Consider the following 13316-nt stretch of genomic DNA (forward strand, 5'->3'; position numbering starts at 1 on the left):
CGCTTCGACCGGCCGAACAGGAACACGGAACCCGGGCAGGACGGCGGTTCCGGACGAACGGAGACATGATTGAACGCGAATGAAAAGCCCCAGCATTGCGGCGTGATTGCCGTCGTGGGTGCGCCCAATGCGGGCAAGTCGACGCTGGTGAATGCGCTGGTGGGCCAGAAGGTGGCGATCACCAGCCCCAAGGCCCAGACGACGCGCACACGCGTACTGGGCATCGCCATCCAGGACGAGACCCAGCTCGTGCTGGTGGACACGCCCGGCATCTTCCAGCCCTCCCGGCGGCTCGACCGCGCGATGGTGCAGGCCGCATGGGGCGGCACGCAGGATGCGGACCTGATCGCGCTCGTCGTCGATGGGCGTGCCGGGCTCGGCCCCAAGATGGAGCCGATCCTCGAAGGTCTGGCGACGCGCCCCGAGGCGAAGTGGCTCATCCTCAACAAGGTCGACATCGCCGCCAAGGACAAGCTGCTGGCGCTGACCAGCAAGCTGCACGAGCGCGTGCCCTTCGCCGAAATCTTCTTCGTGAGCGCGGCAACCGGTGACGGCCTGCCCGAACTGCGCACCGCGATGATGGCGGCGATGCCCGAAGGTCCCTGGCATTTCCCCGCCGATCAGGTGTCGGACGCGACCGACCGCCTCCTCGCCACGGAGATCACCCGCGAGCAGCTCTATCACCAGCTGCACGACGAGCTGCCCTATCAGAGCGCGGTGGAGACCGAGCAGTACAAGGAGCGCGAGGACGGATCAGTCGAGATCCACCAGCAGATCCTCGTCGCGCGTCCCACGCAGCGCGGGATCATCCTGGGCAAGGGCGGGCAGCGGTTGAAGGAGATCGGCTCAAAGGCCCGTGCCGAGCTTGCCGCCCTGCTCGGCTGCAAGGTGCATCTCTACCTGCACGTCAAGGTGAAGGAAGGCTGGGACGAGGACCGCCAGGTGTGGCGCGACATCGGTATGGACTGGGTGGAGTAAGGCCGGCCGGTCACCGGCTGTAGGCATAGGGTCCGCCCTTCTCCAGCGCCGTCCGATAAGCCGGCCGGGCATGCACCTTGTCCAGCCACGCGGTAATATTCGGTCGCTCCTCGCTAAGCCCGCCGCGCGCACGGGCGGCCTCCAGCGGAAAGCTCATCATGATGTCGGCGCCACTGATCTGCTCGCCGGCGAACCAGGGACGCTGCGCAAGCTCTGCTTCGATATAGTCCAGATGCACGTCGATCATCGGCTGGATGCGGCGCATCGCGATCCTGCCCATGATCGGCACGCGGCTGAGCACCAGCTTCACGAGGAGCGGCGGCATCACCGATCCTTCCGCATAATGCAGGAACATCCGGTAGCGCAGCGCCGCGTCCCGCCCCGCCGGCGGCCCGAACCGTCCGTCCGCCTTCTCGACCAGATACTCCACGATGGCGCCGCTCTCGGCGATCACGCGCCCCTCATCCTCGATCACCGGCGCCTTGCCGAGTGGATGGACGCGCCGCAGCTCGGGCGGCGCGAAGAGCGTCGCGGGATCGCGCTGATAGCGCCGGATCTCATAAGGCAGACCCAGTTCCTCCAGCAGCCACAGCACACGCTGCGAGCGGGAATTGTCGAGATGGTGGACGATGATCATGGCGACCTTTCCGAAAGCGCGATCCAGCGCGCCGTCTGATTTCCCTTCGCACCCCCGCATACAACGCGCGAGGCGGCGCGCCTATCCGCCTCCGCGACAGGATGACCAGGAGCGCGTCCCGGAAGTTCCGCTCCGATAGACAAAATCAACGTCACCGCTTGACCCCATGCCGCCCAGCAGGCAGCACGCCGCCTGTAGCGTCGGAACGCGCCGAAATCGATTTGTACGCAGTCAGGAGAGAAGCATGAGCAATCGCCGCATGGTCACGATCGCGCCCACCGGGGGCACGACCTTCAAGAGCGCCAATCCGGCGCTGCCGACCCAGCCGCAGGAAATCGCCGACGACGTCTATGCCTGCTACAAGGCCGGCGCCGCCATCGCCGCGATCCACGCGCGCCGGCCGGACGACGAGGCGACCTGCAATCCGGCGATCTATCGCGACATCAATGACCGCATCCGCGCGAAATGCGACATCATCCTCAACAACTCCACTGGCGGCGGCAACAGCGGCGACATGCTGATCGAGCGGCCCGATGGCATGTTCGAGAACAGCTTCGAGGAGCGATTGAAGGGCACCGAGGGCGGCGCGGAAATGTGCACCTTCGACGGCGTGACCGTGGTCGACACGATCAGCGGCAAGGATGTGCTTGTCATCACCCCGCCCTCGCGCTGCGAGACGCTGGTCAAGGCCATGGTCGACAAGGGTATCAAGCCGGAATGGGAAGTCTTCTCGCCCGAGCACATCCTGCAGGACGTCACCCGGCTCATCCAGAAAGGCTATGACAAGCCGCCTTATTACATCAACATCGTGCTGGGCGGCGAGAAGGGCTTTCAGGGCGCCATGCCCTATACGCCCGACATCCTCGATTTCATGGTGAAGTGCCTGCCGCCCCAGTCGATCTGGTGCATCTCCGGCATCGGGCCGGCGCAGCTCCCGGCCACCACCCAGGCGCTGCTGCTCGGCGGCCATGTCCGCGTCGGCCTGGAGGACAATCATTATTATTCGCGCGGGGTAAAGGCGACCAATCTCATGCTGATCGAGCGGCAGGTCCGCATCATGGCTGAGATGGGCTACGAGCCCATGTCCGCCGCGGAATCGCGCGAACTGCTCGGCCTGAATCCGGTCTGAGGATGCCCCTCCCCGCCGGACCGAGCGTAGCGCCGGTTCTGCGGGGATTGCGGGGCGCATGATCGTTCCCCCCGCAGCGCGCGACTGCCCAGATTTGACTTGCCGCACCGGGCATCTGATACCGGCAGCGCAGCCCCGTGCCGACTGGGAGAGCGCTCCGTGAGGAACCATGACGCGATATCCGCCATGAGCGGCCTCGCCACAGAATTCGCCAACGCCGCCCGCCTCTTCGCGCAGGCGGCCGATCTGCGCGCGGCGCAGGGCGCCGCCGAGGAGGCCGAGACCCTGCGCCGGTCCAGCGCGCTCAGGCAGGGCATCGCGGACAGGTTGCTCGCCGCCAGCGATAGCGCGCAAGGGCCAGCCGAAGGATCATGGCTTCCCACGCCCGAAGAGATCGAATTCGGTATCAAGGCGCGCCTGATGGGCGGCCGCGGCACCAGCGCGCTCAACGCCGCCGACCAGCAGCTCTTCGCACGGATCGACGATCTCCTGACCCATGGCGCGCCCTCGCGCGACACGCGGGAGATAGTCGCGGCCGCCAGGGAAATGTTGTCGACGGATTCGCGCGCCATTGCGAAGCCATCCGGCTTGCCGCATCAACCGGGCTGACGCTCGCGAGCAGGGAAAGGGAAGCATGGCCGACGCTGCCGGATATGGACTGGAACAGGCGGTCGTGCTGCTCGGCGCGGCGGTGGCGGCCGTGCCTCTCTTCCGGAAGCTCGGCCTGGGCTCGGTGCTGGGCTATCTCGCCGCCGGGCTCATCATTGGCCCCTTCGGCCTGCGCCTGGTGAGCGACGCCGAGACGCTGCTCCACATCTCGGAGCTCGGCGTCGTGATGTTCCTCTTCATCATCGGCCTCGAGATGCGGCCAAGGAAGCTGTGGAACCTGCGGCGGCAGATCTTCGGCCTCGGCGCGGCGCAAGTGCTGACCTGCGGCGCGCTGCTGACTCTGCTCGGCATGGTGGCCGGCGGCCTTCCTCCCGCCGTTGCGGCGGCGGCCGCCATGGGCTTCGTCCTCTCCTCGACTGCCGTCATCATGCAGATGCTGGAGGAAGCGGGCGACACCGCCACGGAGGAAGGGCAGAAAGCGATCTCGATCCTGCTGCTGGAAGATCTGGCGATCGTCCCGCTGCTGGCGCTCGTGGCGCTCTGGGCCGCGTTCAACGGACACGGCACGAACGATGCGGTGCCGGTATGGCAAAGCATCGCCATCGCGCTGGGCGCACTAGCGGTGCTGATCGCGGCGGGCATCTGGCTGCTCGATCCGCTATTCGGGCTTATCGCCCGGTCCGGGGCCCGGGAAGTCCTGACGGCTGCGGCTCTTCTCATCGTGCTGGGATCGGCGCTGTTCATGCAGTCGGCCGGCCTCTCGATGGCAATGGGCGCTTTCCTCGCGGGCGTCCTGCTTTCCGAATCGAGCTATCGCCACCAGCTCGAGGCGGACATCGAGCCGTTTCGCGGCATCCTGCTCGGCCTCTTCTTCATCAGCGTGGGCATGTCGCTCGATCTCGCCACGGTAGTGCGGGAATGGCCGTTCGTCATTGCCGGCGTGCTGGGCTTCATGGCCCTCAAGGGCGCAGGCATCTATGTCATCGCGCGCCTCTCCGGCTCCGTGCATGGCGCGGCGCTGCATCGCGCGGCGCTGTTCGCGCAGGGCGGCGAATTCGCTTTCGTCCTCTATGCGGCAGCGCTGGGCGTCGGCCTGTTCGATGCGCGGGTCGCGGCGATCATGGCGGCCATCGTCATCCTTTCGATGGCACTGACGCCGCTCGTCCTGATCGCGCAGCGCCGGCTGACCCGCGACGCGCCGGTCTCGCTGGATGGGATAGACGCTGCGGACGGCCTGCGAGGCCAGGTGCTGTGCATCGGCTTCGGCCGCTTCGGCCAGATCGTCAGCCAGACCTTGCTGGCGCGGCGCGTGGAAATGGCCGTGATCGAGACCGACGTGGAGATGATCCACGCGGCGGGCAATTTCGGCTTCAAGGTTCACTATGGCGACGGCACGCGACTGGATGTGCTCCATGCTTCCGGCGCCGGGCGCGTCGACGCCATTCTGGTGTGCGTGGACAAGCCCGAGGCAGCGGACAGGATCGTCGAGCTGTGCCGGTCCGAATTTCCCCATGCCAGGCTGTTCGTGCGATCCTTCGACCGGGGCCATGCGCTGCGCCTCATCGAGGCAGGCGTCGCGTTCCAGATCCGCGAGACATTCGAGTCCGCCCTGCTGTTCGGCCACGAAGTGCTGAAGGATCTCGGCTTCGACGAAAGCGAAGCCGACGATGCGGTCGACGACGTGAGGGATCGCGACGATCAGCGGGTGAAGCTCGAACTGGTCGGCGGCATCGCGGCGGGGCGCAAGCTGCTGCGCAACAACATGACGACGCCCGAGCCAGAGCCGTTCTTCCCGCGCGCACGGTCCGGCGAGGACACACCGGCCGCGCCACAAGCCGCGCTCGAACGGGACTAGCGGCCGGCGCCGGACCTCCCTCCAGCGCCGGCCCTGTTCAGCTGCTTCCTTTCAGGCGGCCTTGACCGTAGCGCGCTGGCCCGGCCTCGCCTCAGGAACCTGCGTCGTCTCGATCTCGCGGGAAATCTCGGTCACGACCTGCGAACTGACCTCGACGCTTTTCCGGGCTTCCTGCGAATAATCGTCCGAGGCGCGCTTGAAGAAGTTCGAGACGATCCCCGGCAGGTCCGTCATGTCTTCCGTTTTGCTGAGCTGCTCCAGAAGCTCCATGTCGCGCTCGCAGCGCAGCGTCAGGAAGCTCAGCCATTCCTTCTGCTGCTGAAGCGCGATGTGGGCGAGGGATGCCTGCATCCGGGGCAGCGTGAAGGCGAAGCGCCGTACCTGCGGCAGCATGGCTTCCACGGCGGAAAAATCGGGATTGAATGAAACGCTGCTGACCATCTCAGTCTCCTTGGTGAACGTGGCTGGCAAGCGGCGGCATGTCACCGCCTCGAAAGCGACCGATCCCGGCTTCGCGGGTGCGGTTCTCTTGTTGCGTCCGTGGCCACGCTCGACAGGACATTTCCTGGCAGCGGGGCCTATCTCCCGAGGGCGCCCTGCCCTTCCGTGGTCATCGGCAACCATTTCGGGCGGGCCTCAGGCCATGCGCCCTGCAAGAGGCCTTGAGACCTCCGCATCGTTTGAGCCGCAAGATGGCAGAGGCGTGCTTCGGTCCATATCCGCAATTCTACGGAGGCGAGCATGGCGCCGTTATCGCTGGACAGCCGGACGGAAAGCCTGTCGTTTCATGCAGTAAGGGCTTTTACCGATATGATTCGCATGAGGTTTGCAGGATGGCGACACTCATGACCGCACCGCTGACTGCCGAGCCCGACCAGGGGCATGATCCGCTGGATGGCCTCGCGGAAACCATGGACCGCGCGTCCTTCGCCGCCATCGCGCAAATGACGCACGGCCTCTCGCCGGCCACGCTGGCGCAGGCCTTTTCCGACTGGGCAATGCATCTCGCCGTTTCCCCCGGCAAGCGCGCGCAGCTCGCCGCGAAAGCCGTGCGCAAGAATCTCCGCCTCGCCGAGCATCTGACGGACGGCAAGCCGGCCATTCTCCCGCTCCCGCAGGACCACCGCTTCGACGATCCTGCCTGGCAAGCGCAGCCCTGGTCGCTGCTTTCCCAGGCCTTCCTGCTCAATCAGCAATGGTGGCATGCCGCCACCACCGGCGTGATGGGCGTGACGGCGCATCATGAGGCGATCGTCGAGTTCGTCGCGCGGCAGATGCTCGACATGATGGCGCCCTCCAACTTCCTCCTCACCAACCCGGTGCTCCAGCAGCGTATCGCCGACACGGGCGGACAGTGTCTGGTCGAAGGCGCGCACCTGCTGCTTGAGGACATGGTGAATGCCATGCGCGGAGATCCCTCGCCGGGCAGCGACGGCTTCATCGCGGGCGAGACCGTGGCCGTGACGCCCGGCAAGGTCGTGTATCGCAACCGGCTGATGGAGATGATCCAGTATGCGCCGACGACAGGCACCGTGCGTCCCGAGCCGGTGCTCATCATCCCGGCCTGGATCATGAAATATTATATTCTCGATCTCTCGCCGGAGAACTCGCTGATCCGCTGGCTGGTCGGCCAGGGCTACACCGTCTTCGCGATCTCCTGGCACAATCCCGAAAGCGCGGACCGGGATCTCGATATGGACGCCTATCGTCGGTTCGGCCCGCTGGCCGCGCTCGATGCGATCGGCGCGATCACGGGCGCCGCGAAAACCCACGCGCTCGGCTATTGCCTCGGCGGCACCTTGCTCGCCGTCACGGCGGCGGCCATGGCGCGCGACGGGGACGAGCGGCTCGCCAGCCTCACGCTGCTGGCCGCGCAGACGGACTTCTCGGAGCCCGGCGAACTCGGCCTGTTCATTGACGAGGCGCAGATCAACCTGCTGGAAAGCCTGATGTGGAGCCGTGGTTATCTGGACAGCGGCCAGATGGGCGGCGCCTTCCAGCTCCTGCGCTCGAACGATCTCATCTGGTCGCGCGTGCTGAACACCTATCTGATGGGCAAGCGCGAGCCGCTGAACGACCTCATGGCCTGGAATGCGGACGGGACGCGCATGCCCTATGCCATGCACAGCGGCTATCTGCGCAGTTTCTTCCTGGAGGATTCGCTTGCCGAGGGGCAATATGAAGTGGACGGGCGCGCGATCAGCCTGACGGCCCTGCATGCGCCGATGTTCGTCGTGGGCACGGAGCGGGATCATGTCGCGCCCTGGCGATCGGTGTACAAGATCCACGGGCTGACCCCGGCCGACATCATGTTCGTGCTCACCAGCGGCGGGCACAATGCCGGCATCGTGTCCGAGCCCGGTCATCCGGGGCGGCACTTCAGCATGCTCGAGCGACCGGCGCAGGCCCATTCCCTCTCCCCTGACGAGTGGCTGGCGAGCGCGCCCGGTCATGACGGCTCGTGGTGGCTCGCATGGAGCGACTGGCTGGGCGCGCATTCCGGCGAGCCCGTGCCCCCGCCGCCGATGGGCGCGGCGGACAAGGGCTATCCCCCGCTGGGCGATGCGCCCGGCCTTTATGTCCTGGAGCGATGATCCGATGACCAAGCCGGACATGATCGAGAACCGGACGTTCGACGAGATTGCTGTCGGCGACCATGCGAGCCTCTCGCGCACGCTGGGCGAGCGGGAGATCCAGCTCTTCGCCCTCGCCTCGGGTGACGTCAATCCGGCGCATCTCGACCCGGACTATGCCGCCACGGACATCTTCCAGCGCGTCATTGCGCACGGCCTGTGGGGCGGCGGGCTCATCTCAGCCGTGCTCGGCACGGAACTGCCCGGCCCCGGCACCATCTATCTGAGCCAGAGCCTGCGCTTCGTGCGCCCCGTCTGCCTGGGCGACACCATCACCGCGTCCGTCACGGTGAAGGAAAAGCGCGCGAAGACGCACGACCTCGTTCTTGATTGCCGGTGCAGCAACCAGCGCAACGAGGACGTCATCACCGGCGAGGCGCTGGTACGCGCACCGACGGAGAAAGTGTGCCGGCCGCGCATCGCGTTGCCCGACGTGCGGGTGCCCGACCATGACGACTATCGGCGGCTCATCGAGGCGACCCGGGGCGGCGCCCCCGTGCCCACGGCCGTCGCGCATCCCTGCTCGGCAGCGGCCATCGCGGCGGCAGCGGAAGCCGCCGAAGCCGGCCTCATCGTCCCCATACTCGTCGGGCCGGAAAGCAGGATCAGGGCGGCAGCGCAGGAAGCGGAAGTAGATATCAGCGCCTTCCGCCTCGTGCCAGCCCCGCACAGCCATGCCGCCGCGGCGCAAGCGGTTGCGCTGGTGCGGGCGGGCGAAGCGCAACTGCTGATGAAGGGCTCGCTGCATACCGACGAGTTGATGAGCGCGATCGTGGCCCGCGAGACGGGCCTGCGCACGGAGCGGCGGATCAGCCATGTCTACATCATGGACGTGCCCGGCCATCCCACGCCCCTGCTGATCACGGATGCGGCCATCAACATCGCGCCGACGCTGGAGGAGAAAGCCGACATCATCCGCAACGCCATCGACCTTGCGCATGTCATCGGCATCCAGACGCCCCGGGTCGCCATTCTCTCGGCCGTGGAGACGGTCAATCCTGCCCTCGCCTCCACGTTGGACGCCGCAGCGCTCTGCAAGATGGCGGATCGCGGCCAGATCGCCGGGGGCGTGCTCGACGGCCCCCTTGCCTTCGACAATGCGATCAGCGAGGCCGCCGCGAAGGAGAAAGGCATCGTCTCGCCAGTCGCCGGCAAGGCCGAGATCCTGATCGTGCCCAATATCGAGGCGGGGAACATGCTGGCCAAACAGCTCACGTTCCTCGGTGGAGCCGATGCGGCGGGCATCGTGCTGGGCGCGCGCGTGCCGGTCATCCTCACCAGCCGCGCCGATTCCGCGCGCACCCGCATGGCCTCCTGCGCGGTGGCCGTGCTGCTGGCCCGCGCCGCAACGAAGGCCGCGCCGGGCGTGGCAAGCCAGCCCGCATGAGCCAGGCGATCATCAGCCTCAATTCCGGTTCCTCCAGCATCAAGTTCGGCCTGTTCTCGCTGGAAGGCGGCGTGCCGGTCCATGCCGCCGGGGGCAAGCTGGAGAAGATCGGCATCGCGCCCCAGCTCACCATCCGGGACGGCGAGGGCAGCATCATCGCGGAGAAGCAATGGCCGCAGGGCGCGGGCCTTACGCATCAGGCGCTGCTCGACGATCTCTATGACTGGGCGGGCAGCCATCTGGCCGGGCACGAGATCATCACGGTCGGGCATCGTGTCGTGCATGGCGGCGCCGATTTCGCCGCGCCGGTGCGGGTGGACGCGGCCATTCTGGCGCGGCTGGAAGCACTCTGCCCGCTGGCACCTCTGCATCAGCCGCACAATCTTGCCGCCATCCGGGCCATTGCCGCCCTGTCTCCCGACCTTCCCCAGATCGCCTGTTTCGACACTGCCTTCCATCATGCCATGGAGCCGGTGGCGACGCGGCTCGCCCTGCCCCGCGCGATGTCCGACAGGGGCATTCGCCGCTATGGTTTCCATGGCCTGTCCTACGATTATATCGCGCGCCGGCTGCGCGAGATCGACCCTGAGCTGGCAAGCGGCCGCGTGATCGCGGGGCATCTCGGTAACGGCGCGTCGCTCTGCGCGATCCATGAGGGCCGCAGCGTCGACACGACAATGGGCTTCACGGCGCTCGACGGCCTGATGATGGGCACGCGCAGCGGCGCGCTCGATCCCGGCGTCGTCATCCACCTGATGAAGCAGGAAGGCATGAGCGCCGATGAGATCGAGACGCTGCTCTATCGCGAGAGCGGCTTGCTCGGCGTGTCCGGCATTTCGAGCGACATGCGCACGCTCCACGCGAGCGACGATCCGCGCGCGGCCGAGGCCATCGCGCTTTTCGTGTGGCGCGCCGCACGGGAAGCCGGCGCCCTCATCAGCAGCATGGGCGGGATCGACGGCATCGTGTTCACGGCCGGCATCGGCGAGAATGATCCGGCCATCCGCGCCGCCATCGCCCGGCGCCTCGCCTGGACGGGCCTTGAAATCGACGAGACCGCCAATCGCGCCAGTGCGCCGCTCATCAGCACCCCCGGCAGCCGCGTGACGGCCCGGGTCATTCCCACGGACGAGGAACGGATGATCGCCCTGCACACGCTGGCGACCCTGCAAGCGGAGGCAGCGTCCCGGCCATAACCACCGGTGCCTTCCGGCTTTTCAGGCCCGGGACAGAAGGCGCCTTCCAGCCCGCTCAGCCATAGCGTTCCTCATTCCAGGGGTCGCCGCGCATGTGATAGCCGTTCTGCTCCCAGAAGCCCGGCTTGTCGCCACCGAGGAAATCGATGCCGCCGAGCCATTTGGCGCTTTTCCAGAAATAGAGATGCGGAATGACCAGCCGGACCGGCCCGCCATGGTCCCGCGTCAGCGGCTTCCCGTCCCAGCCATGGGCCAGCAAAGCGTCGGGCGCGGCGAAATCCTCCAGCGGGACATTGGTCGTATACCCGTCATAGCCGTGCAGCATGACATGCGTCGCCTCGTCGGCCGGGCGGACCATGTCCAGCAGGTCACGGGTCGCCACGCCCGTCCAGTCATTGTCGTAGCGCGACCAGGTGGTGACGCAGTGGATATCCGAGCGGACCTGGGCCTGGGGCAAGGCCATGAAGGCGGCCCAGTCCAGCGACACGGGCTCCCCGACCATCCCGCCGATCCTCAGGCGCCAACGCTCGGTGGAGACCTCCGGCTGCCGGCCAAGATCGAGCACCGGCCAGTTGCGCACCAGATGCTGGCCAGGCGGCAGGCGCTCCTCCGCCGGGCGAGAGGGCGCGCCGGTGATGAACTTGTGTTCGCTCGCCCAGCGCCGCTTGGAGCGCGTCAGCTTGCTGTCCGGCGGAGTCGTCTCATCGTCCATAGGCGGTTCCCGGAAGAGGCGCGGCGTGCCGGCGCAGCATCCGCCAAACCGCAGCCGCGCGCAAGGCCGGAACGCGCAGGGAGCGCGCTGCCCCATCCGCCTGCCCTCCCGATTTCCCACGATGAACGCAGCCCATTTCTGCTATACCGAGGCTTGATATGACGGCCCCAAGCTGCTTTCTATCATGATAGGAAAAGCCGGCGGCGAATATCGACCGCCGGCGCAGCGCGCAGGAGAGTAACCGTGCTCATCAAACGGCTCGATCACGTCAATATCCGCACGCGTGACCTGCCGCCGGTCGTCGCTTTCTATCGCGACATACTGGAGCTGGAAGAACGCGACCCACCATCCAATCTCGACAAGACGATGGTGCGGTGGATGTACGATCACAAGGATGATCCGATCGTCCACATCAGCACGCCAGGCGCGCTCAGCGAGCATGGCATCTACGACAATATCACCGGGACGACCGGCGGGCTCGATCATGTCGCCTTCCAGTGCGTGGGCCTCGCGCCCCTTGTGGAGCGGCTGAAGAAGCATGGCGTCCCCTGGCGCGAGAACCGGGTGGACGTCATCAGGATGACACAGGTGTTCCTGCACGATCCCACCGGCGTGCAGATCGAGCTCAATGTGTTCGACGAGGATCCCGGCCCCTGAGCGGCGGGGCCGCTCCACACGAACAAAGAAGAAACAGAACCAAAATCAGAACCATAATCATCAGGAGAGAGACCATGAACAAGCCTGAGGTGAAGATGACGGCTCCTCCCAGTCAGGAGCGCAAGATTGTCAACGTCCCCGAACTCTTTCCGGACCTGATCGCGAAGCATGCCCATCCCGGGCGGTTCGTCCATTATGACGAGAAGGACAGTCCCTGGGTCCCCTTCGGCGAGAATGCGGCGATCAAGCACCTGCTCTTCGACACGCGCCACAACATCTATTCCAACATCCTCTGGATGAAGGGGCCGGCCGTGGTCGGCACGCACAAGCACCGGGGCTATGTGGTGATGATGTGCCTGGAAGGCAGCGTCCATTATCTCGAATATGACTGGCTCGCGACGCCCGGCTGCTTCATCTACGAAACGCCCGGCGAGGCCCACACGCTGGTCACCGACCATCCCGAGGGCTGCAAGCTGTTCGGCTGGATGCAGGGGCCCAACGAGTTCTACGATCCCGACGGCAATCTCGTCATGACCGCCGATGTCTGGTGGTTCATGGATCATTACGAGAGCTACTGCCGCGAGCACGGCATCCCGCTCAATCCCGAACTCTATCTCTGACGCCGCGCGCGCCAATCCCGTCGCCTATCCTTTCGAAAGGACATCATGGTGAGCCACCCTCCCAAAGCGCTCGAACAGTTCGACATTGCCGGCCGCAGTGCCATCGTGACCGGTGCCGCCTCCGGCATCGGCCTTGCCTATGCCGAGACCATGGCCGAGGCCGGCGCCCGCGTGACGCTCACCGATGTGGACGGCGCGGCGGCGGAGCGCGAGGCGGCGCGGTTGCGCGCGGAAGGATATGATGCGCGCGCCGCTCAGCTCGACGTCTCCGACCGTGCACGCACCACGCAGGTCTTCGACGAGCATGAAGCGGCCTATGGCGGCCTCGATATCGCTTTCGCCAATGCGGGCGTCGGCATCGGGCCCGGCTTCTGGGACCCCAACGGCCACCGCGCACCCGATGGCCAGGTGGACAGCTACAATCCCGAATATTGGGACCGGATCATCGCCATCAATCTCACCGGTGCCTACAACACGATGCGCGATGCCGTCCGGCTGATGAAGAAGGGCGGCAAGGGCGGATCGATCATCGCCACCTCATCCAACGCAGCCGTCATCTGCGAGGCGATCGTCCCCCTGCCCTACATGCCCGCCAAGGCCGGCGTCAGCCACATGGTGAAGCATCTCGCCTTCGAGCTGGCGGAATATCATATCCGGGTGAACGCCATCCTGCCCGGCCCCTTCGTCACCAACATCGCCGATGGCTCGCTCAAGGACCCGGTGGTGCGCGAGGCGTGGGACAAGTCGACGCCGATGGGCCGCATCGCCGAACCCTACCAGATCAAGCCGCTCGCGCTCTATCTCGCCTCGGATGCAGCGAGCTACGTCACGGGTGCACAGATGTTGATTGACGGCGGCATGGCGCTGGGGAAATTCCACTAGTCGCAAGCCGCGCGCCGCCAC

General features: G+C 66.3%; 13 protein-coding genes. 10 read left to right on the forward strand and 3 right to left on the reverse strand.

Annotation, left to right across the window (positions count from 1 at the left end; translation table 11 throughout):
- Positions 1–69: 69 nt before the first annotated feature.
- A complete protein-coding gene (gene era, locus SLG_RS12285) occupies positions 70–978 on the forward strand; it encodes a GTPase Era (RefSeq protein WP_014076800.1) in 909 nt (302 codons plus the stop codon).
- 10 nt (positions 979–988) lie between these two features.
- Here era and SLG_RS12290 read toward each other — a convergent pair whose 3' ends face one another.
- Entirely contained in the window at positions 989–1615 is a 627-nt protein-coding gene (locus SLG_RS12290) for a glutathione S-transferase family protein (protein WP_014076801.1), read from the reverse strand.
- Between the two features lie 244 nt (positions 1616–1859).
- Between SLG_RS12290 and SLG_RS12295 the strand changes: the two genes are divergently transcribed.
- The 3 genes from SLG_RS12295 (at position 1860) to SLG_RS12305 (ending at position 5208) form a co-directional block, all read left to right on the forward strand.
- Positions 1860–2744, forward strand: a complete 885-nt coding sequence (locus SLG_RS12295; protein WP_014076802.1) for a 3-keto-5-aminohexanoate cleavage protein — start codon at positions 1860–1862, stop codon at positions 2742–2744.
- A 159-nt stretch (positions 2745–2903) separates the two neighbouring features.
- Positions 2904–3353 (forward strand): hypothetical protein, encoded by a 450-nt coding sequence (locus SLG_RS12300; RefSeq protein ID WP_148276580.1) that lies wholly within the window; start codon positions 2904–2906, stop codon positions 3351–3353.
- A 25-nt stretch (positions 3354–3378) separates the two neighbouring features.
- Positions 3379–5208 carry a monovalent cation:proton antiporter-2 (CPA2) family protein gene (locus tag SLG_RS12305; RefSeq protein ID WP_014076804.1) on the forward strand — a complete coding sequence of 610 codons (1830 nt, stop codon included), beginning with the start codon at positions 3379–3381 and terminating at the stop codon, positions 5206–5208.
- Positions 5209–5259: 51 nt separating this feature from the next.
- Here SLG_RS12305 and SLG_RS12310 read toward each other — a convergent pair whose 3' ends face one another.
- Positions 5260–5649 (reverse strand): phasin family protein, encoded by a 390-nt coding sequence (locus SLG_RS12310; RefSeq protein WP_014076805.1) that lies wholly within the window; start codon positions 5647–5649, stop codon positions 5260–5262.
- A 392-nt stretch (positions 5650–6041) separates the two neighbouring features.
- Here SLG_RS12310 and SLG_RS12315 point away from each other — a divergent pair, with 392 nt between their 5' ends.
- Genes SLG_RS12315 through SLG_RS12325 form a run of 3 tightly spaced genes read left to right on the forward strand, consistent with a single transcriptional unit; the run spans position 6042 to position 10424 of the window.
- Entirely contained in the window at positions 6042–7802 is a 1761-nt protein-coding gene (locus SLG_RS12315; RefSeq protein ID WP_014076806.1) for a PHA/PHB synthase family protein, read from the forward strand.
- A 4-nt stretch (positions 7803–7806) separates the two neighbouring features.
- Complete coding sequence (locus SLG_RS12320) at positions 7807–9228, forward strand: bifunctional enoyl-CoA hydratase/phosphate acetyltransferase (RefSeq protein WP_014076807.1); 1422 nt, start codon at positions 7807–7809, stop codon at positions 9226–9228.
- On the forward strand, positions 9225–10424 hold the full coding sequence (locus tag SLG_RS12325; protein ID WP_014076808.1) for an acetate/propionate family kinase: 1200 nt from the start codon (positions 9225–9227) through the stop codon (positions 10422–10424). The genes SLG_RS12320 and SLG_RS12325 overlap by 4 nt, the downstream gene beginning before the upstream one ends.
- A 55-nt stretch (positions 10425–10479) precedes the next feature.
- Here SLG_RS12325 and SLG_RS12330 read toward each other — a convergent pair whose 3' ends face one another.
- On the reverse strand, positions 10480–11136 hold the full coding sequence (locus SLG_RS12330) for a sulfite oxidase-like oxidoreductase (protein WP_014076809.1): 657 nt from the start codon (positions 11134–11136) through the stop codon (positions 10480–10482).
- 243 nt (positions 11137–11379) lie between these two features.
- Here SLG_RS12330 and SLG_RS12335 point away from each other — a divergent pair, with 243 nt between their 5' ends.
- The 3 genes from SLG_RS12335 to SLG_RS12345 all read left to right on the forward strand — a co-directional run bounded on the left by SLG_RS12335 (position 11380) and on the right by SLG_RS12345 (position 13295).
- Positions 11380–11793 carry a VOC family protein gene (locus SLG_RS12335; RefSeq protein ID WP_014076810.1) on the forward strand — a complete coding sequence of 138 codons (414 nt, stop codon included), beginning with the start codon at positions 11380–11382 and terminating at the stop codon, positions 11791–11793.
- Between the two features lie 74 nt (positions 11794–11867).
- Complete coding sequence (locus tag SLG_RS12340; RefSeq protein WP_014076811.1) at positions 11868–12413, forward strand: 2,4'-dihydroxyacetophenone dioxygenase family protein; 546 nt, start codon at positions 11868–11870, stop codon at positions 12411–12413.
- Positions 12414–12458: 45 nt separating this feature from the next.
- Positions 12459–13295 (forward strand): SDR family NAD(P)-dependent oxidoreductase, encoded by an 837-nt coding sequence (locus tag SLG_RS12345; protein ID WP_014076812.1) that lies wholly within the window; start codon positions 12459–12461, stop codon positions 13293–13295.
- Positions 13296–13316: the final 21 nt, after the last annotated feature.

The sequence above is a fragment of the Sphingobium sp. SYK-6 genome (assembly GCF_000283515.1).
Lineage (GTDB): Bacteria > Pseudomonadota > Alphaproteobacteria > Sphingomonadales > Sphingomonadaceae > Sphingobium > Sphingobium lignivorans.